An 18,743-nucleotide genomic window follows, 5' to 3' on the forward strand; every position below is an offset into this window, starting at 1 on the left:
GGGACCACCGAGGCGCCTCGAATCGGCCCCAATCTGTGAAGATCGCCGCCAGCGAAGACGGCTTGAAAACAGTCCTACTTGGCCCTCCGAGCCGGTCACGGGCGGGGCCGGTGCAGGTCGCCTCGGAGCGGGCTTCACATTTCGGGGCCTGCTGGAATCGCCTCGGTGGGGTCGGAAGAAGTCGCCCTAGCCAACCCCTCCACCAGCGAGGAGTCCAAGACCACATCGGGTGACCCAGGCCAGATCGCCACCGACGTTCCGGCCTGCGTCACCCAACGCTGACGAATTCCGTACAGCTCCTACATGCAGGCGCCGGAGAACCCATTGTCGACGATCCGATACAACGGAAACCTCATGGCGGAGTAGGTATCGGGGGCCGTACTCGCCGTCTACCTTGATTCGGTGCTGCGTCTGAACAGCGCGTACCGCTGCCCGGGTGTCGTTCCCGTAGATGCGATCGACCTCAAGATCAGGGATGCTGTTGTAGCAAAGGTTGATCGCCCCTTGAAGCGCTGCGACTCCGGCGTTTGCGGTTCCGTAGGCCATCCAGCAGAGGTAGTTGTAGCCGCTACTGCTGTACGTAGGCAGGTAGAGATACCGCCCGCTGGGGGTGTTCGGGGCGGCCGTCGTGATCCTGGCCCAGTTGCACTCGGGGGTGGCGGCTGGCGCCGACCTTGAAACGGTTTCTGTTCACGGTTCTCCAGTTCGTAGGTAACTGACAGAGGCGAGTGCATTTGTCGTGATACATGACCTCACGTGGAAGATTCGAAGCCGAGTGCACCGACACACCCGCCCACACCTGCGTTCCGCTGTCAGCCCCGTACGGCAGGCACAGTAGCCCGGCTCGGCCGCTGAGTGTGCCGGTCGTTTGACCCACAAGGGAACGGCCGCCGCGAACACCGGAGTACGGGCAAGGCGGCGAACTAGACCGCCTCTTCGCCACACTGCCGGGTCCTGTTCACGGTCTACGAGATGAAAAGGCTGGGACGCGATGCCGCAGAGCTCACGGCCCTCGCCGATCACCTGACCGAGCACGGCCTGGTGCTGGAGATGCTCGCAGGCCCCCTGCCCGGCATCTACGACCGCACCGGGTCGGGCAAGCTCTTGTTCGGCTTCTTCGCCGCGATGGCGGAGACAGAGCGGGAGAACATCCGCGAGTCGACGTTGGAAGGGCTCGACACCGCGGCCCGCAAGGGCAAGCACGGCGGCCGGCCGCCCGTCATCACCGATGACATGCTCCACACCGTGCTGCGGCGCCGCGCGGGCGGCGAGTCCGTCGAGCAGATCCAGCCCGACCTGATCATCCCCACCGGCAAGCGCAAGGGGCAGAACCCTTCGGTAGCCAGCGTCTACCGAGCGCTCGCCGAGCACGCCAAGCGCGAGGCGTACCCCGAGGCCATCGAGCAGGCCCGCGCCGACTTCAACACACTCCAGAACGCGGACGTCCCCCGGCCACGCGCGGACGCCGTGGCGCCCAGCACACGACCATGATCGTTCTCACCGATACTGGCTGTTCCACTGGTCCCCAAGGCCGGGCCACGCCGAACTCAGCGCCTTCTGAACAGTCCCCCAGCCCACCCGGTACTTGCGCTCCAGCGCCCGGTTCGACATGCCCTCGCGAGCGTCACGCCGCAGCGCGGCATACAACTCGACCTTCGACTGACCAGGCGGCATCGGCGGTGCTCCTTCACTGAGCACATTCGCCTTGCCACCGCAACCCCGCGAGTGACACTACTTCTCACGAACAACTTCCCAGCTAACCAGCCGGTGACATCCACTCAGACGGACAACTGACAACCCACAAACACCGTCAGAGCCATCCTTGCGAAAACCATTGGTGCCCGGCTTGCTCCGCTGATGGACTGACGTCCTACCGTGAGTCTGCCGCGTGACGGAGGCAGTGGTTGTGACAGGCTATGACGTGCTTGCCGAGGTGTACGAATGGCTCATCTCGGATGCAAAGTTGCCTCCAGCCGAGTTCGCTGCGTCGTTCGACGACGTCCTCCATCTCCTGCCGTCGAACGCTCACGTCCTCGACTGTTCGTGCGGAACCGGACAGTTGGCGGTTGGCCTCGCCGGTCGTGGCATGCAGGTTGTCGCAACTGACGCCAGCGAGGCGATGGTTCGTCGGACTGCAGAGTTGTCTGAGGAGTTCGGGGCATCCGTCCGGGCCGTACGGGCGAACTGGGAAGAGTTGCCCGACCATTTCCAGAACAACACGTTCGACATGGTGTTCTGCGTTGGCAACTCACTTCACCATGCCGCGGGCGCGACAGGCAGGGGTGCTGCTCTGGAGTCGATGTCACGGCTTCTGCGCCCCGGCGGGCGCTTGGTACTCACATCCCGCACTTGGGAACTCGTGAGGGCCAGAGGTTCCCGGCTGGAGATCAGTGACCGACTCGTCCGCCGGAACGGTCGCGATGCCGTCGTGGTCTATCGCTGGGAGATTGCGCCGCATTGGGAGGAGGAGCACCACATCGAGATTGCGATCGCGCAAGTTGATGCGACCGGGTTGGTTCTTGTCCGCTCGGAACTGCTGTCCTGCTGGCCCTACCGGTACGAGGAACTCGAAGTCGAGCTGCACCGGGTCGGACTCCAAACGGAACTGAGCACGTTCGATCTTGAGGCCGAGAACTACATGGTGGTCGCGAGCAAGGTATAAACACCGGACTCTCAGTCCCTGGCCGGACCGCGCGGTTGCTCGCAGGACGCTTGCGCCCTCTCATCGGTGCGGGTTCAAGTGGTCAACGCAACGCCTCGGACGAGGAGTGCTCGTCGATCAGCAGCGTGAACGGATCCAGCTTCGACGGCCGCGCCGAAGCGGTTGTCGTGCGTGGCTGCGGCCAAGCCGAGGTCAGGGCCTTGTTGACCGTGCTCCAGGTGACGCCGTACTTGCACTGCAACGCCCGGTTCGACATGCCATCGCGGGAGTCGCGCCGCAGCGCGGCGTACAACTCGACCTTCGACTGGCCAGGCGGCATCGGGGGCTCCTTTACTGAGCACATCCAGCTTGGCACCGCGACCCCGATGGTGACGTCAGAGTTCGCGAACATCTTTCTGGGTCATCACCTGGTGCCGTCAGCTTTCACGAACAACTGACGTCACCAACTACCGACAGAGCCATCCCGGCCTCTGCTGCGGCGCAGCACTTCCCGCACCGGGTCCTCCCCGGCGAAGATCATGCCGTCGGGTTCGGCTTGAGACAGCGGGAGCGCTCCTGGTCGGCCGCCATGCCACATGCAACGGGCGGTGAGATCCCACAGCTTGTTCTGCCAGCCTACGAGCGGTTCGGCGAGCGCGCGAGCAGGGCGAGATCAGCCGTGCCGGCTTCCCGCGCCACGCGCTCCAGCCGACTCCGGTGCTCCTCCCACCACGCGTGATCGCCTGGTGGCATGTTGTCATTGCCCTTCAAATACCCGACGCTCTCGTCGATGAGCTCTCGCACAATGTCGGCGTGGCCGGCATGGCGCTGGGTATCGGTAATCACGCGCACCACGATGTGGTGCAGCGTCACCTCGCGGCGTTCCTCCGGCCACCACGGGACGTGCCCCATCGCGTCAAGCGGCAGCGTCGCGATTGTGCTGTTGGAGTGCTCCCACGCCTGGTGATACAGCCCAACGATCTCTTCGCGCGACTGATCTGCAGTGGCCCACATGTCCGAGTTGGGTTCTGCGTCCTCCGTATACCACCAGGACGGCACCTCCTCGTTGAAGAAGGGCCGCCCGAACGTGTCGCCGAGATACCCCAGCTCCACGCTGGCAATGTGTTTGACCAGCCCCAGCAGGTTCGTGCCCGTGTGAGTCAGCGGGCGGCGGATATCGTATTCCGAGAGCCCATCTAGCTTCCATAAGAGGGCGTCACGCCCTTCTTGCAGATATCGGAGAAGGTCCGCTTTCGGGTTCGGTTCGATCATGCCGGGCAGTCTTCCACGCCGCACTGACAACCGGGAGTGACATCAAGAGTCACTGACATTGATCTTGGCTGGCGCAGCGAAACGACTCCCAAGCCCATCCAAATGACTCCCCGCGAAAGTGACACAGCCAGCCATCCCGTCCAACTTCCCGAATCGACCGTCACACCACCAGATCGAACGAGACCCCCGAAGTGCTGCCTGCCGAACCAAGATTCTTTTGCGAGGCCTGCGGCGGACTCGGTCGGGTGAACCCGGATCGTCCTGAGAACCCCGCGAGGTCACGGGCGCGTTGCTGCCACATGGAACCCATCAGGGAAGCACATGTAGCCGAACCCGGCCTGCTCGTTGTCGAAGTAGCGGCCGCGGACGACGCCAGGGCGTTCGCCTTTCAGGACGCGATCGCCCAGGTCTGGGAGACGGCAACCGCCGTCAAGACCACCCGAGATCCGGGGGAACCTGGAGTACGGCTGCGTCTGAACACCGATCTGCGGCTGGTCCTCCCCCAGCCCGACGCCGCGAGCGGGAGGCCCGGCCCTCCACCACGGGGGAGTAACGGACCAGGCCATGCGGCCACACCTATCCCCAAGGCCCGCGGTCTCCGGGTGAACTCGCCGCTGAGCGAGGCGACTTCGTCCGGGCGGACGAGTTACACGCGGGCCCGCAGCAGCGCGAGGACGGCGGCCCCGTACGCGCGGGATCGGTCCCAGACGGCGAAGTAGTCGGTGTGCGGCTGGTCGAACTCTTCGTCCCGGCCGGGCTGGACGCGCATGCCGTCGCCGCGGCCGAGGAGCAGGTTGGCGCGGCGGCTGGCCTGCGGGCTCAGGCCGCGGATCGGTGGCAGCGATTGGCCCTCGAAGCGTGTGCCGTCGGGGATGTAGGCCTCGTAGAGGCTGTCGCGTTTGCGGTATCCCACCCGGCTGGCCTGCAGGAGTCGCGCTTGCTGGGCGACTTCGTGCGCCAGCGGGTCGTCCGGGGCGCCGAGCCTGAGTTCGGGACCGGGCGACGGGATCGCTCGCCAGATGCCGGCGTAGGTGGTGTTGATGGCGTTGATCCACCACTGGGGCACGTGACCGCCGGGCAGGATGCGCGGCTGTGGCAGGTGAAGGGGCGACCGCTTTCCGCCCCCGCGCCGGGCGAGCAGTCTGTGGGCCGTGCGGAGCAGGGCGGCGTCGTGTGCCTTGCTCAGGACCGCGGCGACTCGGAGCTCGCGGTCCGAAGCCTCGTACTCGGGTGTCTGCACGTAGGCATGGAGCTGGCGCTGGTACTCGGCGGGTTCGAGGTCATCCCTCTTTGGCCTTGTGGGGCTCTCAGCCCTCTTCGCCTCGTCCACGCGCCTGTCGGCCGCCTGGGCTTGGTCGAGCTGACGCGCGAGTCGTTCGATGGCTGTCGGGCCACGGGCCCCCACCACGCACGATCTCCCTTCCCGCTGCTACTCGGCTGCCTCTGGCCCAGGTTATCGGCCCACCATCCACGCATCCGACCTCTTCCGTCGGCGCACCTAGAGCAAGCGCAGGACACCGACGACCTTGCCGAGGATCCGCGCCTCGTCGCCCGGGATCGGCTGGTAGGACGGGTTGCGGGGCATGAGCCATACGCGGCCATCTTGCCTGCGCAGGACCTTGACGGTGGCCTCGTCCTCCAAGAGGGCCGCGACGATGTCGCCGTGGTCGGCGCTGTCCTGCCGCTTGACGGTCACGATGTCGCCGTCGCAGATCGCCGCGTCGATCATGGAGTCGCCGGAGACCGTGAGGGCGAACAGGTCGCCGTCGCCCACGACTTGGCGGGGCAGGGTGTAGACGTCCTCGACCATCTCGTCGGCGAGCAGGGGTGCGCCGGCGGCGATCCGGCCGACGAGCGGCACCTCGACCGGCGCCTCGCTCCTTCCCACAAGGTCGGGCGACCACGAGGGGCGCACCCGGTAGGCCCGCGGGGTGTGAGGGTCGCGGTAGAGGACGCCCTTGCGCTCGAGGGCCATCAGCTGGTGGGCGACCGAGGATGTGCTGGCGAGCTCCACGGCCTGGCCGATCTCCCGCATCGACGGGGGGTAGCCCTGCCGGTGGACCGTATCCGTGATGAAGTGGACGATGGCCGATTGGCGGCTCGTCAGCTCTCCCTCGGCGGTTCCGGGGCCCGGCGGGCGGCCCCGACGTGCGGGCGCGGCGTTCTCCATCCGGGGCACCTCCGTACAAGATCGTTCGGAACGACCCTATCCCGCCAGCCTTCATAAATGGAACACCCTGTCGAATACGTGAAGCCTGGGAGTCAGTGACAGCGGTGCCGCTTGTGACTGGTCGAGATAGATGTCACCTGGTCGCGATACCTGTCACCGGCGCCAGTAGGCGGGCTGCCATTATGCCGAGATGGCCCACGACACAGTGTTCTTCCTCGCTCCCGACGACGAGACTGCCGCTGCGACGCGCCTGCGGGGACCTGGTGAGGCCTTTGAGTCTGTGACTTGCCGTTTCATTGAGCCAGACAGTGCCATCGCCGAGTGGGACATGTACTTCGAGGAGCCGTCGGCAGAGGCCCCGCCGCTTGAGCAGCTCCTTGGGTGGTCGTGGCCGGAGTGGGTCACTGCCCCCTTGAACGATGGCGTTGAGGTGTTCGCTCTGCCGCAGCGGTTGACCCGGGCGTTGGCCAACGCCAGCTCCACCGAGTTGGAGGAGCTTGCAGGTCGCTGGACCACCAGGCTCAGATCTGCCGACGGGGACGATATGACCGACGATGATCTACTGGCGGTCCTGCAGGGAGTTGCCCGGCTCGCGGCGTCGGCGGTGAGCACGGGTGGTGGCCTCCACAGCTGGAGCTTCTGACCGTCCGGTGGAACCTCTTCGAGCAGTGGAACAGCCGTCCGCTTGGGTGACAACCGGGCTGCCATGTCGGAGCAGGTGACAACCAGGCCGACCATCTGGTGACAAGTAGCGTGACCACCGAGCTACTGAAGCCCAGGTCGGCCGATGAATCGGTGACATCTATTTCGACCAGTCACACCGCTCCAGGGTGAGGACGGCTGCGGCGATGGACGTCATTCGATTCGGGCTGCACCGCGCCTTGCGGAGGATCCGCCATCTCTTGAGCCGGGCCACGCTCGCGCCGATGCAGGCGCAATCGGCCAGGATCGGGAGGCCCTGGCGTTCGCAGATCCGGATGATCCTGTGGGTGCGGGCCGCGGTCAGGTCGTGGGTGCGTCCGGGCAGCGTGGGGGAGATCCACAGCAACTGGCCGACAGGGTCGGTGACCAGTTACAGGTTCACCCCGTGCCGGCGGTGCTTGGCGGAGTAGTCGGCCCGGCTGTCGCCGACCCGGTCGCACTCCGCGAGGGTTCCGTCGAGCAGGACGTACTCAGGTCGGTCTCACGCAGGACCTTCAACAATCCCGGAGCGCGCTCGGTGAGCAGGCTGATGACCGCGGTGGTGCAGGCATGTGCGGCACCGACCGAGATCCCGAAGGCGACGGCGATCTGCGTCAGGGGCTCGTGCTCACTGAGCGCCGTGTCAGCCGCGCCTGGCGGTCAGGAACTCCAGTGCGGTATCGCGGTAGGGCTCGGCCTTGTGCGGGGCGAGCACACCGACGGCGTAGTTGGTGTACGGCACCTCCGAGTATCCGGGGATACGGGTGAGCGAGCCGTAGGGGGCGCCGAAGTCGCCGAGCGGGTTGTCGGCCCATACGACGTTGGTGTGCACCGGGTGGTCCCCGTCGTAGAAGACTGGTGGGAGGGGCTCGAAGCCGGCCTGTATGCAGGGGCGGGCGTTGAGCGAGTTGGCCTCGCCGATGACCAGGGTGTCGGGTCCATGACGGTCGACGACCAGGGCGTTGGCCAGGAGCATCAGCACGGAGGCCACGCTCAGGTCGACGATGGGCTCCAACTGCGTCCGGTCGATGATGGTGTAGGTGGGTTCCAGCCCCCACGGCCATACGGCCATCACGAACACGCACATCATCCGTCCGTCGGGGCCGTTCATCCCGAAGACGTAGTTTCCGCCGGTCGAATACCCGTGCCCGTGCGCCATACGGTGCGCGGTTGCCGGGTCCACAAAGAAGAAGTGGGTCAGCAGCCGGACGAACATCTCGACGTCGACGGCGCCGAACCCCCAGTCTCCGAACGGGTCGTTGCACACCAGGCTCAGGCCGTGATCCCGCGCCCGGTCCAACATCGCTGACGCCTGCTCGTGGAAGAGGGACTCCAGTTCGCGCTGGTAGGCCCGTACGCGCTGGATCTCGTGGAAGACCTCGTCACGGATGTGGCGCGCAGGCAGGCGGTCGGGGGAGTTCCGGGCGATCCACAGGCAGGTGAGGAGCCGGCCGTCGACGACCGCTGGAGCCTGGCTGACTTCGATCGCCGTGTCGAAGGCGAGCATGTCGGCCACGTCCCGCGGTGCGACCGGGCTGTCGACGAGACCGCGGAGCGACCACCTGCTGCCGCCGGCGCGCTGCGTGTACGCGTCCAGGGCTCGACAGGTCCTCAGGTGTACCTCGAGGGAGGCGGGTTGGGTCAGGTAGGCACGTGTACGTCCCATGCCGTCGACGGCATGGTGGCGGACATGAGGGGCAAACAGTCCTGATTCTCTGTCCGGTTGTGTCGGCACAGCTCTTCCTCCAGTGCTCGGCGTCGTGGTCTGCGCGCTCCCAGCCGGTCGCGGCAACTTGCCGGCTGCTGCAGACAACGAAAGCACCTGGGTCGCCGGCACCACCGCGACGTCGATACCCGGCTCGTGGTTGTCGTCGGCCGACCGATTCCAGGGAACCGCAATGTCTGCAAGGCGTGGGAGGAGTCCGCCGCAAGGGACGCAGCGGGCAACGCCACCGTGATCGCCGACAGCTGCTAGCTGAGCACCGGCCTGGTCATGAGGTAACCACATTCCCCCAGGCCGCCCACCGGTTTACTCTTCGGTCCCACTCTTCGCCCCGAGACGGTCTGCTATCCGGTGATTCCGGTTCCTCAGGTGGCTCTGTAGTCGGCGCATCGGGCGGACGGCTTTCCGTGTCGCGCTCGTCAAGGTCGTCCTCGGGCCGACGCGGCGCGGGCGTCTGTGGGAGGGACGAGCGCCTCGTCATCGGTGCTCATGGTGCCCAGCATCGTGTGGGCGTAGTTGGGGCGCTTGGCTACGAACGTCGGGCCACCGCTTCGAGTCAACGGTTCAAGGCAGTACCCACCCTTGCTATTCGCCGTGGTCGGCGTCCGAGGGTTCCGTGTACTCGGTGTACTCGGGCGGCTAAAGGAGCCTGACCGGAGGGTGGTCGTTCTCCCGCTCCCACCACAGTCCCTGTGCGTCGAGGACCTGCATCGTCACCGTGATGGTCTCACCGGTCTTGAGAGGGCTGGCGATGAGGGTGCTGCCTGGTTGGTCCATCCGATGCGACACGGGTAGGTCCACGCTGGCCCCGCCAGCGAGCACTGGACCGTGCCACCACTGGTGCCGGCGCGAGTGGATGGCCAAGTGCCGTACGGCCCCGTCAGCCTCGTGGACTTCCGCCCGTACGTTGAGCCGCATGATGGGCAGGGCGCTGTGGTTGGTGATGCGCAGCCTGTCGTTGGGACCCCTGGACCGAGTGACCAGGCGCGCCTGTGCGGCTTCCTGGTCCCTGCGTTCGGCGTCCCGCAGTCGGCCATCGCGGACAGCGACCCAGAGTGCCAGGCCTGTGGCGCTGATAGTCGCGGCCGCGCTCGCGATGCCGGTGCCGGCGGCCCACCAATCCGTCATCCTCGCCCCCTAGGACCTGTCCGGCCGATCATGTACGCCCCTGCGGCGTCTGCCTTGAGCCTGGTGCGCCATGATCCCGGTGTGACAGATGATTCCGTCTCGGTGCCTTTCAGCTCTTTATGGCATTTGAAGGCCCTGCATCGCATGGTGATGAACCGGAAGTTCGACGGTCCCGACGACGTCTTCTTCGGCAGCCCTCATCTCGCGGCCGCGCAGCACGCAATTCTTGAAGCGTTGATGCGGGCTGAACCGCAGCAGGCCGCGAGGTGGGAGTCCTGGCGGGACGCGCGAGGGCACGAGGAGGTCCTGGAGAGGGTTCGACGGCACCTGCGGGACCACGCTGAAGCTGTCACAGCCCTGGAACCGGCGACCCGCCGTAGCTATGTGGAGAACCTGCTTGCGCCGCTGGTGGGCGACCCCGATCTGCTGGCGGAGTTGCTGAGTGAGTAGGTCTTCTTGAGTCAACACGTGCGTAACCAGACGATGATGGCGGCGACTGTGGCGGTGCCGAGGAAGACGTAGCCGCGCTTGTCATAGCGAGTGGCCACCGCCCGGGACTGTTTCACGCGGTTGATCGCCCGCTCGATGGTGTTCCGCTTCTTGTAGCGGTCCTCGTCGAACCCGGGTGGCCGTCCACCGCGTGAGCCTTTGTGCAGGCGGGCGGCCTGGCTGTCGGTCTTTACCGGGATCGTGTGCGGGATGCCCCGGCGCCGCAGGTACTCGCGGACGGGGCCGTTGCTGTACGCCTTGTCGGCCGCGAGGCTGTCCGGTTTCACGCGTGGCCTTCCCGGGCCGCGTCTTGGGACGCGGATCTTCTCCAGCATGGCGATGAACTGGGTGCAGTCCGCCCGCTGACCAGAGGTGACGATCAAAGACAGCGGGCGGCAGCGTCCGTCCGCACTCAGGTGGATCTTGCTGGTGAAACCGCCACGCGAGCGGCCGAGGCCCTCACCTCCAGCACCACCTCCGCCAGGCGGGCGGCGAGGCTCTGCCATGGCGTCTCGTCCTGGTGTTCTGCCGCTTCGGCCCCCTTCGAGGCGGGTGCCGGCGGCGGATCGGTGCGGGCGCCGGCCGCGTGCTGATGCGCGCGCTCGATGGTGGAGTCCACCGAGATGTCCAGTCGATCTCACCCGCCGCGTCAGCCGCGCCCTGGACCTGTTGGAGCAGACGTTCCCAGGTTCCGTCGCCCGACCACAGACGGTGTCGCTCGTAGACCGTCTTCCACGGCCCGAATTGTTCGGCAGATCACGCCACTGCACCCCGGTCCGCACACGGTGCATGATCCCGTTGATCACCTGTCGGTGATTCCGCCACCGGCCACAACGCCCGTTACTGACCGGCAGGAACGGCCGCAGCCGTTCCCACTCGGCATCCGTCAGATCACCCCGCCCCATGGGCGTATCAACGAGTCGGACAATCCGAAGTCACATGATCGGCCGGACAGGCCCTAGTTGTGCTGTTCGGGCACGTTGGTGACGGCACGCGGGTCTTGCATGGGTGAGGGCCTTCTGGATTCGGTGGGGATTGCGACATCGTCCGCCGACCGCAGGAGGCCCTCATGTGCCACCGTAATGCCCCGCTGACGCCTACCGGCAGACTGCGTCTGGCGTGGTGCGTGGTCGAGGACGGCTGGCCGTTACGGCAGGCAGCCGAACGGTTCCAGGTCAGCGACACCACCGCGAAAAGGTGGGCCGACCGCTACCGGCTGCGGGGATGGGCCGGCATGTACGACCGCTCCAGCCGCCCCCCATCACTCCCCGCGCAAGACTGCGGCCGCGGTCGAAGAGCGGGTGGTGCACCTGCGGCAAGAGCACCGGATCGGACCGCTCAGGCTGGCAGTGCGCACCGTTGTGGCCGCTTCCACCGCCCACCGCATCCTGCGTGATCACTGTTTGCCCCCGCTGGCAAGTCTGGACCGGGCAACCGGCCGACCGGTGCGCCGCTACGAGCGCACACGCCCCGGCGAACTGGTCCACATCGACGTCAAGAAGCTCGGCCGCATCCCTGACGGCGGCGGCCACAAGGTACTCGGCCGGGCCACCGGCCGGAGCAACCAGGCCCGCGCAGGCCACGGTTACCTGTACCTGCATACCGCCCTCGACGACCGCTCCCGCCTTGCCTACACCGAGCATCTGCCCGATGAAACGGCCCCGACCTGCGCGGCCTTCCTGAGTCGGGCCACCGCATGGTTCGCCAAATACGGCGTCGTCATCGAGCGGGCGCTGACCGACAACGCCTGGGCCTACACGAAGAACACCTGGCGGCCCCAGACCAACGGCAAGGTCGAACGCTTCCAGTGCGCCACGAGGCGCCCGGTCGTATCCCCGGTATAGCCGGGAGGAATTCGGAGGGATATTCCTGGGTCTGATGGCTTACCTGGATCCGAAAGGTGAAGGGGACCGTAGCATGCCAGCCAACCAGAGGCCGGGTCCAGACGTCAGGGACGGTGCTCTGGGGGACCCGCGTGATATGGCGAAAGCTGAATTGCCTGAATCCCAATCTCCAGGAGATGGAAGTTCGCATCCACCGGAAAGACGTCTCAAACCGGTGCCGGTCCTGCGGTCGCTGTGAAAGAAGGCCAAGCAACCTCCGGGACAAGGAGCGATGCCCAGTGAGGGCATTCAAGGAGATGAGTGGGGCGCCTACGTCACGCTATTACGTACGACAGGGACGAACGTGGGATCGCCTAACGGGCGCGAGCCCCATGGCGACGGAGGGGCCGTAGTAGTCGCCGGAGTAACGACCGGCCGGGGAGGACGGGAAATCCGTCTGCATTCGGGCGAAGGGCCCCAGGTGATCGGACGCCCAAAGTCGGGAGGTATGCGAAATGCAGAGCGCCGAGACGGTGCTGGGTGTCCTGCGTGAGCGCGGCAGACGCGGTCTGCCGTGTGAGGAACTGTATCGACAGCTGTTCAACCCGCAGTTGTATCTGCTGGCCTACGGGCGCATCTACGCCAACAAGGGTGCGATGACGCCTGGGGTCACGCAGGAAACCGTGGACGGCATGTCCGTGCGGAAGATCGACCGCATCATCGATGCGATGCGCCATGAGCGTTATCGATTCCGCCCAGTGAGGCGAGTTCATATCCCGAAGAAACAGAGCGGAAAGACTCGGCCTCTTGGTCTGCCAACTTGGACGGACAAGTTAGTAGGTGAAGTGATACGTCTCCTCTTGGAGGCTTACTATGAGCCTGCCTTCTCCGACCGCTCCCACGGATTCCGGCCAGGAAAAGGCTGCCACACCGCACTGCGGGAGGTGGCCAACACCTGGACCGGAACAACCTGGTTTATTGAGGGCGACATCGCCGACTGCTTCGGGAGCCTCGACCATGAGGTCACGCTCCGGCTGCTGGGTGAGAAGGTCCATGACCAGCGGTTCCTGCGGCTGGTGCGCAACATGCTCAAGGCCGGATACCTGGAGGACTGGGTCTGGAACGCGACACTCAGCGGGGCTCCGCAGGGAGGCGTCGTTTCCCCCGTGATCTCCAATATTTACCTGCACAAGCTGGACGAGTTCGTCGAGAAAACCCTGATCCCCGAATACACCCGAGCGAAGCTCCGGGCGCGCAATCCGGAGTACCGAAAGGTGGAGCAAGCGATCGTACGTGCCCGCCGGCGAGGCGACCGTGCTGAAATGCGGTCCCTCTATCGGAGGCTGCACAGTCTCCCGAGCCAGGATCCGAATGATCCGAACTACCGAAGACTGCGCTACGTGCGGTATTGCGACGACACCTTGCTCGGGTTTGTCGGGCCGAAGGCCGAAGCCGAGGAAGTGAAACAGCGGATCGCGAAGTTCCTGCGTGACGATCTCAAGCTGGAACTGTCGCAGGAGAAGACGCTGATCACTCATGCCCGCACCAAGAGGGCGAAGTTCCTCGGCTACGAGATCTCAGTAGCAAGCACGAATCAGAAAACTAAGGGCTGTCCCGTAAGTGATCTCCAGGCCGGTTCAGCCGCCTATCGCTGCTGGGACGATCACCTATCCGGCGAGGGCGAGGTTGTGCAGGCGGGCAATGCCAAGCATCGCGTAGTGGACGCCTTCGCCTCTGAGACGGCAGTCGCGGAGGATCTTCCAGGTCTTCATGCGGGCGAAGACGTGCTCGACGCGGGCCCGGACCTTGCGGTGGGAGGCGTTGTGCTCCTCCTTCCAGGCCGGAAGTTCGGCCTGGCCGTGTCCGCGGCGGTGAGGGATGACCAGGCCGGTGCCCCGGTAGCCACCGTCCGCGATCACCATCGTGTTGCCGACGGTGGCTTTCGCGCCGGACAGCTCCCACGCCTTGCAGTCGTTGCGGTTACCAGGCACGGGCCGGCCGACGGCCACGACGAGACGAGTGTCGGCGTCAATGACGACCTGGTGGTTGGTGGAGTACCGGTAGTTCTTCGACTGCTCGGCGACCTCGTGGTCTCGGGTGGGGACCAGGGTGCCGTCCACGATCAGCACGGTGCCCCTGCGAAACCGCCTGCGAGCCTGCAGCGCAAATGACGGCCCGAGGTGGCGGAGGATGCGGTCGGCCGCGGACTTCGAGATGCCGAACAGCGGGGCGAGCTGCCGCAGGGTCAGATTCGTACGCCAGTAAGCGGCGACCAGTAGGACTCGGTCCTCCAGCGGTAGTCCCCAGGGCCGGCCCTTGCGGGCCGGGTCGGCACCCTCACGCCGCAACGCGGTGATCAGCCAGGTGAACTTCCGCGGGCTCAGCCCTGTGAAGGGGGTTATCCAGGACGGCTCTGACGCCGTGATCACACCAGCCACGCGAAGATCTTCGCAGGATGGTTAAGGTGCCTTCGCCGAGCCGACGAAGTGGAGACGAATGATGGAGCAGGACGAAGCCCTGCAGCTCGCGGTGGCATTTCTCGCGGAGAGCCAAAGCGAGTACGAGCCGCCTCTTGCCATCGACACAGAGCGAGTCAGCCAGAGCAACGGGCTCCTGATCGTGCCCTACAACACTGACGAGGCCCAACCACCCGCGCACGGGCCGGGCAGCCAGAGACTGGTGTGAACGATCGCGATATTCCCCAGGGAGAAGTTCACGAGCTTCCCCATGGGGATTCCGGACGCGGCTCCGTCGGGCCCAGGCCCCTGCCGGAGCCGCGCCGCACTTCCAAGGCGTTCGGTCAGTTGTCCAGTGTCGCCTGGGTCTCCAGCGTCTGCTTGATCACGCGTGCCCCCTGGTCGACCATTTCGGCGATGGGGCCCGCGAGGTCATCTGGCGTCACATCGGTGATCCAGACGAACCGACTGTGTTCCGTGCCGTCGGCGAAGACCTGCATTGACGCATGGTGGTGCTTGGGGGCCAGTGACCCGCCGACCACCGCATAAGCGACCCGGCGGGCTTCGTCGTCGATGTCGACGAGGAGCTCGTGCACCACGACGCCGTTGGCGAAAGTTACGACCCTGGTATCCGCCTCCAGGTGTGTGTCCGTGACCACGCCGGGTACCAGGCGCTGGTGCACGGCTCCGACCTCACGCAGGGCCTCCCAGACCTTCTCCGGGGTGTTGTCGATCAGGAATTCCTTGTGGATGTGAGCCATGTGATCTTCTCCTGTCGGGTGACGTGTCAGGCGCCGGTCGTGAGGCAGAACGGGTGCCCCTCGGGATCAGTGAGGACGACCCACTCGTCCTTGCCGGGCTGGAACTCGGGCCTCGACGCTCCAAGGGCGAGGATCCGGCCGGCCGCCTCCTCCAGGTCGGTGACCGTGAAGTCGAGGTGGGCGTGCTTGCCGTCGTCGGGCCAGCCGGGGGCCCGATAGCCCTCGATGCGTACGAAAGCCAAGCCGGGGTGCTCCCCGCTGCCCACGGAGGCGTAATCCTCGCCGCTGTGGGTGATCTCCCAACCGGTGACCTTGCTGTAGAACTCGGCGAGCCGGACCGGGTCACCACAATCGATGACGACGGTGCTGATCTTCGCGAGAGCGGACATGACGGCGACTCCTTGAGCGCGGTACGGGGTTGAGTACGACGCCGCTGAGCTTGCCTGCCACGCCCCACACCGGTCTTGAAGATCCTTGCGCGGAGCCGATGTCCGACCCCCGGCGTAGCGTTCAAGAGTGCTCACCTCCACCGCTCTCGCTACCCGCCCCGACTTCAGCATCACCGCTGTGACGTGCCAGGACGACCACACCCGCTGGTCGGAGGCCGAAGTACGCGACGACTACCGGGTGGTGCTCGTGCGCCGTGGCCGGTTCCGTAGGCGCGCAGCCGGCACCCACGCCGATATCGACCCGACGATGGCCTACGTCGGCGTGCCGGGCGAGGAAGAGCACTTCGCCCATCCCGCCGGAGGCGACGACTGCACATCGATCAGCCTGACGCCGGCGCTGTGGCAGGACATGGCCGGCGATGCCACGCGCCTGGCCACGCAGAGCGTGTACGTCGATGCCCGCCTCGACCTCACCCATCGCCGGCTCCTCGCGACCGCCAGGACGGAGGACATCGACTACGCACTGACGGAAGAGTTGCTCAACCTGCTCGCCACCGCCGTCGGCCAAGTCGTCTCCGGTCCCAGACCGCTCGGCGCACAAGCCCCCAGAACCGAAGCGGCTCTCGTCGCGGCAGCCCGCCAGGCGATCAACGATGGCCACCCAGCCTCGGAGGGACTGCTTCCCCTCGCGGAGCTGCTCGGGGTCTCGCCGTACCGCTTGAGCCGGTCCTTCACCCGCGAACTGGGGGTGTCCGTGACCCGCTACCGCAATCGCATCCGCATCGGCCGGGCCCTGGACCGCTTGGAGGAGGGCGAGACCAGCCTCGGCGTCCTCGCCGCAGATCTCGGCTTCGCCGACCAGGCACACCTGAGCAGGACCATGCGCCAGTACCTGGGCCGTACCCCGACGGCACTCCGGCGCCTGCTCGCCCCTCGGACACCTTGACGATCTCCGTTGCTCAACAACGCCTTCGACCGGGGAATTACGTGACGCGCGAGCCATCGAACGTGGGGAATTACTTGACCGTCGACAACTGGATTATTTTCGGAGAGGCACTCAGTGGCCCGTTGCCCGCACGGGCGACGGGCCAGATCGGCTCATCGAGGGTCGGCGTTCTGAGACCAGACCCGCTGGATCGTCCGGTAGTCGATCACAGAAATGTCCTCCTGCTGCAGAACTTCGCGGGCCTGCGGCGATGTCAGGAACTCGTAGTCCGTCCGGCGCACGCACCAGCCGCCGTCGACGGCCTGGGCCTCCGCGTTTCCCAGACCGGGATGCACCGCCCATTCGTTGAGCCCGGCAGGCAGGTCGCGCAGCATCTGAACGTATCGGGCCGCCTTTCCCTCGATGTTGAGGGAGAAGCTGTCCAGGAAGTCGTTGTCGGTGACCGGCAGTCCGCGTTGCCGCATCATCCGGCGCCCGGGTTCGAGCCAGACCCGGACCGCAAGGCCGTACTCGGCTGCCAGTGCTACGGCCAGGTCGAGGATGTCATCGCGGCCGCCGTCGGCCAGGCAATGGAAGTCCAGGTGGGTTGGTGTGAGTTCAGCATCGGCGACGGCGCTGATCTGGGCGCGGAACTCAAGTTCGATCTCATCGAGCCGAGCCTGCCCAAGGAGGGCCGCCCGTCCGGCGGGTGTCGGAGGGAACAGCTCACCTGCAGAGTCCAGCAGCGAGGGGACTCGGTCCTTGGCGGTCATCGGCCCCCATCGGATGTCGGGCATCTCGCACACCAGGGTGAGGTGGATTCCGAACGGGATCTGCGGCCGTCGGCTGAGCAGTTGCATGGCCTGCGGCGCCGCGGGACACGGGACCATCAGGCTGCACGAGGTGGCGATGCCGTCTTCGATCGACTCGATCACCGCGGCGTTGATCGCTGGATACATCCCGAAGTCATCACAGTTGACGATCAGCAGCCGGGCATCGGACGGATGCCCCAGTAACTCACTCGACTGCTCTGCAGGTGTGACGGCCGCGGGGCGGGTGGTTTCATCCATGCCCGCAGTGTGAGACCCGGCCAGACATCGCGCACGGGAATATGGCCCCTCCGGGGTTCGGTGCCGTCTCGGGCGCGGCGGTGAACGTTCCGGCGCCCTGCTGAACGTGAACGAGGCCGACACGCCGAACGCCACGTCGATACAAGATTCTTTATGGTCACCGTCAGTGGACCTACGAGGCCCATAGGCCCGAGAGAGACAGTTCAAGATCAGTTCGGTTAAGCCTGTGTCAGATGTTCACTCCTGCGCCCGGACTGAAGGTCAGTCTTGCCGGCGCGGAGCAAAAACTCGCGCAGCTCGACGCCGAGCAGACTCAGCGTGCCACGGTCACCAACCTCGAGATGCCCACCTTCCGCCAGATCACCGGCCGTGATAGTGACGGCCTGGCCTGAGGCATACGGCACTGCGGAAGATTCTGCGGAGCACAGGCCGACCTGCGAGTCCTTCACGTTCAGGTGCAGTGGCCAGGCACCGGACACTCTGAGAGGTTGGATAGTCATGACATGGAGAGAGCTGTCCAGCGAGGTGCTCCACCAGGGGTCTCATCTCTCCCTGTTGCGCGACTCTGTCCTGCGGCCCGACCGGAGTCCCGGCACATACGAGCACGTCGCAGTCGATGACGGAGTCCGCATCGTCGCCCTCGACAATCAAGAACGCGTGGTTCTGGTAGAGGACGACTTCTACCTTCAGCGACGCCGCGTCCTGCACGTGCCCGGCGGCGGCTGCGGCGGCCAACACCCGCCTGACGCCGCGGTCCGGGAGCTGGAGGAGGAAACGGGGCTGGTCGCAGGCAACGTTCATTCGCTCGGGGTTATCGACCCGCTGCCAGCGGTCACCGCGGCGCGCACGCACCTGTTCCTCGCTACTGACCTGCGTACCGGTACTCGGCGCCGGGACGACACAGAAGTCGGGATGACTGTGCAGCAGCGGACGCTTGGGGAGGCTATCGAGGCGGTGCGCACGGGCCTGATCACGGAAGCCGGAAGCGTTGCTGCACTGCTCCTTGCAGCACAGGCCCGTACGTAGGGTGGGTGCATGGAGGAGGAGACTTCGCACGCGACCTGGTCCGTGTACGTCTCGCTGCACAACCTAGTACTGCAACGGTGGTTGTCGTGACTGCTGGCCAGGTCGTTCGTTGGTGTGGTTATGGGTGGGGACCTTGCTGATGTCAGGCTGTGGGCGGGTGAACTGGCCGCTCTGCATGAGCGGTTCGTG

Annotated in this window: 22 protein-coding genes and 4 pseudogenes; 12 read left to right on the forward strand and 14 right to left on the reverse strand. The window is 65.9% G+C overall.

Translation table 11 applies throughout. The features are described 5' to 3' along the window. Positions 1 to 186: 186 nt before the first annotated feature. A complete protein-coding gene (locus ACTWQO_RS39385) occupies positions 187 to 546 on the reverse strand; it encodes a peptidoglycan-binding domain-containing protein (RefSeq protein WP_443242188.1) in 360 nt (119 codons plus the stop codon). A gap of 426 nt (positions 547 to 972) precedes the next feature. On the opposite strand from ACTWQO_RS39385, the gene ACTWQO_RS39390 reads away from it, so the two are divergent. Then, entirely contained in the window at positions 973 to 1,491 is a 519-nt protein-coding gene (locus tag ACTWQO_RS39390; protein WP_443242189.1) for a recombinase family protein, read from the forward strand. A 6-nt stretch (positions 1,492 to 1,497) separates the two neighbouring features. Here ACTWQO_RS39390 and ACTWQO_RS39395 read toward each other — a convergent pair whose 3' ends face one another. Beyond that, entirely contained in the window at positions 1,498 to 1,674 is a 177-nt protein-coding gene (locus ACTWQO_RS39395) for a hypothetical protein (RefSeq protein ID WP_443242190.1), read from the reverse strand. Positions 1,675 to 1,906: 232 nt separating this feature from the next. On the opposite strand from ACTWQO_RS39395, the gene ACTWQO_RS39400 reads away from it, so the two are divergent. Beyond that, positions 1,907 to 2,662, forward strand: coding sequence for a class I SAM-dependent methyltransferase (locus ACTWQO_RS39400; RefSeq protein WP_443242209.1), 756 nt, complete (start codon positions 1,907 to 1,909; stop codon positions 2,660 to 2,662). An 82-nt stretch (positions 2,663 to 2,744) separates the two neighbouring features. Here the strand turns inward: ACTWQO_RS39400 and ACTWQO_RS39405 are convergent, their stop codons facing one another. Beyond that, the gene (locus ACTWQO_RS39405) at positions 2,745 to 2,981 is read right to left on the reverse strand and encodes a hypothetical protein (RefSeq protein WP_443242191.1); all 237 of its coding nucleotides are present in this window, start codon (positions 2,979 to 2,981) and stop codon (positions 2,745 to 2,747) included. 296 nt (positions 2,982 to 3,277) lie between these two features. Beyond that, complete coding sequence (locus ACTWQO_RS39410) at positions 3,278 to 3,913, reverse strand: DinB family protein (RefSeq protein WP_443242192.1); 636 nt, start codon at positions 3,911 to 3,913, stop codon at positions 3,278 to 3,280. A gap of 299 nt (positions 3,914 to 4,212) precedes the next feature. Between ACTWQO_RS39410 and ACTWQO_RS39415 the strand changes: the two genes are divergently transcribed. Next, positions 4,213 to 4,632: a DUF6207 family protein gene (locus tag ACTWQO_RS39415; protein WP_443242193.1), complete on the forward strand. Its 420-nt coding sequence runs from the start codon at positions 4,213 to 4,215 to the stop codon at positions 4,630 to 4,632. On the opposite strand, the gene ACTWQO_RS39420 is transcribed toward ACTWQO_RS39415, so the two are convergent. Both ACTWQO_RS39420 and lexA read right to left on the reverse strand, forming a co-directional pair. Next, positions 4,560 to 5,153, reverse strand: a complete 594-nt coding sequence (locus ACTWQO_RS39420) for a hypothetical protein (protein WP_443242194.1) — start codon at positions 5,151 to 5,153, stop codon at positions 4,560 to 4,562. The two genes, ACTWQO_RS39415 and ACTWQO_RS39420, sit on opposite strands and share 73 nt — an antisense overlap. A gap of 258 nt (positions 5,154 to 5,411) precedes the next feature. Beyond that, positions 5,412 to 6,083, reverse strand: a complete 672-nt coding sequence (lexA, locus tag ACTWQO_RS39425; protein WP_443242195.1) for a transcriptional repressor LexA — start codon at positions 6,081 to 6,083, stop codon at positions 5,412 to 5,414. Between the two features lie 190 nt (positions 6,084 to 6,273). Between lexA and ACTWQO_RS39430 the strand changes: the two genes are divergently transcribed. Beyond that, on the forward strand, positions 6,274 to 6,726 hold the full coding sequence (locus ACTWQO_RS39430; protein WP_443242196.1) for a hypothetical protein: 453 nt from the start codon (positions 6,274 to 6,276) through the stop codon (positions 6,724 to 6,726). A 159-nt stretch (positions 6,727 to 6,885) separates the two neighbouring features. Here ACTWQO_RS39430 and ACTWQO_RS39435 read toward each other — a convergent pair. Both ACTWQO_RS39435 and ACTWQO_RS39440 read right to left on the reverse strand, forming a co-directional pair. After that, positions 6,886 to 7,382: pseudogene (locus ACTWQO_RS39435) on the reverse strand (transposase family protein); the annotation flags it as partial. A gap of 25 nt (positions 7,383 to 7,407) precedes the next feature. Further along, entirely contained in the window at positions 7,408 to 8,430 is a 1,023-nt protein-coding gene (locus ACTWQO_RS39440; RefSeq protein ID WP_443242197.1) for a hypothetical protein, read from the reverse strand. 177 nt (positions 8,431 to 8,607) lie between these two features. Here ACTWQO_RS39440 and ACTWQO_RS39445 point away from each other — a divergent pair. Then, a pseudogene (locus tag ACTWQO_RS39445) lies at positions 8,608 to 8,730 on the forward strand (IS5/IS1182 family transposase); the annotation flags it as partial. Positions 8,731 to 9,126: 396 nt separating this feature from the next. Here the strand turns inward: ACTWQO_RS39445 and ACTWQO_RS39450 are convergent. Further along, entirely contained in the window at positions 9,127 to 9,615 is a 489-nt protein-coding gene (locus ACTWQO_RS39450) for a hypothetical protein (protein WP_443242198.1), read from the reverse strand. Positions 9,616 to 9,696: 81 nt separating this feature from the next. On the opposite strand from ACTWQO_RS39450, the gene ACTWQO_RS39455 reads away from it, so the two are divergent. Further along, positions 9,697 to 10,065 carry a hypothetical protein gene (locus ACTWQO_RS39455; protein WP_443242199.1) on the forward strand — a complete coding sequence of 123 codons (369 nt, stop codon included), beginning with the start codon at positions 9,697 to 9,699 and terminating at the stop codon, positions 10,063 to 10,065. Positions 10,066 to 10,076: 11 nt separating this feature from the next. Here ACTWQO_RS39455 and ACTWQO_RS39460 read toward each other — a convergent pair whose 3' ends face one another. After that, a complete protein-coding gene (locus tag ACTWQO_RS39460; protein ID WP_443242200.1) occupies positions 10,077 to 11,009 on the reverse strand; it encodes an IS5 family transposase in 933 nt (310 codons plus the stop codon). 164 nt (positions 11,010 to 11,173) lie between these two features. Between ACTWQO_RS39460 and ACTWQO_RS39465 the strand changes: the two are divergent. Beyond that, positions 11,174 to 11,909: pseudogene (locus ACTWQO_RS39465) on the forward strand (leucine zipper domain-containing protein); the annotation flags it as partial. Between the two features lie 533 nt (positions 11,910 to 12,442). Continuing rightward, positions 12,443 to 13,537, forward strand: a pseudogene (locus ACTWQO_RS39470) (reverse transcriptase/maturase family protein); the annotation flags it as partial. Positions 13,538 to 13,594: 57 nt separating this feature from the next. Here ACTWQO_RS39470 and ACTWQO_RS39475 read toward each other — a convergent pair. Further along, positions 13,595 to 14,365 carry a transposase gene (locus ACTWQO_RS39475; protein ID WP_443242210.1) on the reverse strand — a complete coding sequence of 257 codons (771 nt, stop codon included), beginning with the start codon at positions 14,363 to 14,365 and terminating at the stop codon, positions 13,595 to 13,597. A gap of 61 nt (positions 14,366 to 14,426) precedes the next feature. Here ACTWQO_RS39475 and ACTWQO_RS39480 point away from each other — a divergent pair, with 61 nt between their 5' ends. Continuing rightward, on the forward strand, positions 14,427 to 14,612 hold the full coding sequence (locus ACTWQO_RS39480; protein ID WP_443242201.1) for a hypothetical protein: 186 nt from the start codon (positions 14,427 to 14,429) through the stop codon (positions 14,610 to 14,612). A 115-nt stretch (positions 14,613 to 14,727) separates the two neighbouring features. On the opposite strand, the gene ACTWQO_RS39485 is transcribed toward ACTWQO_RS39480, so the two are convergent. Continuing rightward, a complete protein-coding gene (locus ACTWQO_RS39485; RefSeq protein ID WP_443242202.1) occupies positions 14,728 to 15,144 on the reverse strand; it encodes an SRPBCC family protein in 417 nt (138 codons plus the stop codon). 26 nt (positions 15,145 to 15,170) lie between these two features. Continuing rightward, entirely contained in the window at positions 15,171 to 15,533 is a 363-nt protein-coding gene (locus tag ACTWQO_RS39490; protein ID WP_443242203.1) for a VOC family protein, read from the reverse strand. A 127-nt stretch (positions 15,534 to 15,660) separates the two neighbouring features. Between ACTWQO_RS39490 and ACTWQO_RS39495 the strand changes: the two genes are divergently transcribed. Beyond that, positions 15,661 to 16,479, forward strand: a complete 819-nt coding sequence (locus tag ACTWQO_RS39495) for a helix-turn-helix domain-containing protein (protein WP_443242204.1) — start codon at positions 15,661 to 15,663, stop codon at positions 16,477 to 16,479. Positions 16,480 to 16,631: 152 nt separating this feature from the next. On the opposite strand, the gene ACTWQO_RS39500 is transcribed toward ACTWQO_RS39495, so the two are convergent. After that, positions 16,632 to 17,528 carry a polysaccharide deacetylase family protein gene (locus tag ACTWQO_RS39500; RefSeq protein ID WP_443242205.1) on the reverse strand — a complete coding sequence of 299 codons (897 nt, stop codon included), beginning with the start codon at positions 17,526 to 17,528 and terminating at the stop codon, positions 16,632 to 16,634. Between the two features lie 233 nt (positions 17,529 to 17,761). Here ACTWQO_RS39500 and ACTWQO_RS39505 point away from each other — a divergent pair, with 233 nt between their 5' ends. Next, complete coding sequence (locus tag ACTWQO_RS39505; RefSeq protein ID WP_443242206.1) at positions 17,762 to 17,920, forward strand: hypothetical protein; 159 nt, start codon at positions 17,762 to 17,764, stop codon at positions 17,918 to 17,920. Positions 17,921 to 18,026: 106 nt separating this feature from the next. After that, the gene (locus ACTWQO_RS39510; protein ID WP_443242207.1) at positions 18,027 to 18,554 is read left to right on the forward strand and encodes an NUDIX domain-containing protein; all 528 of its coding nucleotides are present in this window, start codon (positions 18,027 to 18,029) and stop codon (positions 18,552 to 18,554) included. The last annotated feature ends 189 nt before the right edge of the window (positions 18,555 to 18,743 follow it).

Source organism: Streptomyces sp. 4N124, assembly GCF_052245395.1.
Taxonomy (GTDB): Bacteria; Actinomycetota; Actinomycetes; order Streptomycetales; family Streptomycetaceae; genus Streptomyces.

Coding starts and splice junctions, on each gene's coding strand:
- ACTWQO_RS39385 (WP_443242188.1), bottom strand. CDS start 546: ATGGCCTACGGAACCGCAAACGCCGGAGTCGCAGCGCTTCAAGGGGCG.
- ACTWQO_RS39390 (WP_443242189.1), top strand. CDS start 973: ATGAAAAGGCTGGGACGCGATGCCGCAGAGCTCACGGCCCTCGCCGAT.
- ACTWQO_RS39395 (WP_443242190.1), bottom strand. CDS start 1,674: ATGCCGCCTGGTCAGTCGAAGGTCGAGTTGTATGCCGCGCTGCGGCGT.
- ACTWQO_RS39405 (WP_443242191.1), bottom strand. CDS start 2,981: ATGCCGCCTGGCCAGTCGAAGGTCGAGTTGTACGCCGCGCTGCGGCGC.
- ACTWQO_RS39410 (WP_443242192.1), bottom strand. CDS start 3,913: ATGATCGAACCGAACCCGAAAGCGGACCTTCTCCGATATCTGCAAGAA.
- ACTWQO_RS39415 (WP_443242193.1), top strand. CDS start 4,213: ATGGAACCCATCAGGGAAGCACATGTAGCCGAACCCGGCCTGCTCGTT.
- lexA (WP_443242195.1), bottom strand. CDS start 6,083: ATGGAGAACGCCGCGCCCGCACGTCGGGGCCGCCCGCCGGGCCCCGGA.
- ACTWQO_RS39430 (WP_443242196.1), top strand. CDS start 6,274: ATGGCCCACGACACAGTGTTCTTCCTCGCTCCCGACGACGAGACTGCC.
- ACTWQO_RS39440 (WP_443242197.1), bottom strand. CDS start 8,430: ATGGGACGTACACGTGCCTACCTGACCCAACCCGCCTCCCTCGAGGTA.
- ACTWQO_RS39450 (WP_443242198.1), bottom strand. CDS start 9,615: ATGACGGATTGGTGGGCCGCCGGCACCGGCATCGCGAGCGCGGCCGCG.
- ACTWQO_RS39460 (WP_443242200.1), bottom strand. CDS start 11,009: ATGGGGCGGGGTGATCTGACGGATGCCGAGTGGGAACGGCTGCGGCCG.
- ACTWQO_RS39480 (WP_443242201.1), top strand. CDS start 14,427: ATGGAGCAGGACGAAGCCCTGCAGCTCGCGGTGGCATTTCTCGCGGAG.
- ACTWQO_RS39485 (WP_443242202.1), bottom strand. CDS start 15,144: ATGGCTCACATCCACAAGGAATTCCTGATCGACAACACCCCGGAGAAG.
- ACTWQO_RS39490 (WP_443242203.1), bottom strand. CDS start 15,533: ATGTCCGCTCTCGCGAAGATCAGCACCGTCGTCATCGATTGTGGTGAC.
- ACTWQO_RS39500 (WP_443242205.1), bottom strand. CDS start 17,528: ATGGATGAAACCACCCGCCCCGCGGCCGTCACACCTGCAGAGCAGTCG.
- ACTWQO_RS39505 (WP_443242206.1), top strand. CDS start 17,762: ATGTTCACTCCTGCGCCCGGACTGAAGGTCAGTCTTGCCGGCGCGGAG.
- ACTWQO_RS39510 (WP_443242207.1), top strand. CDS start 18,027: ATGACATGGAGAGAGCTGTCCAGCGAGGTGCTCCACCAGGGGTCTCAT.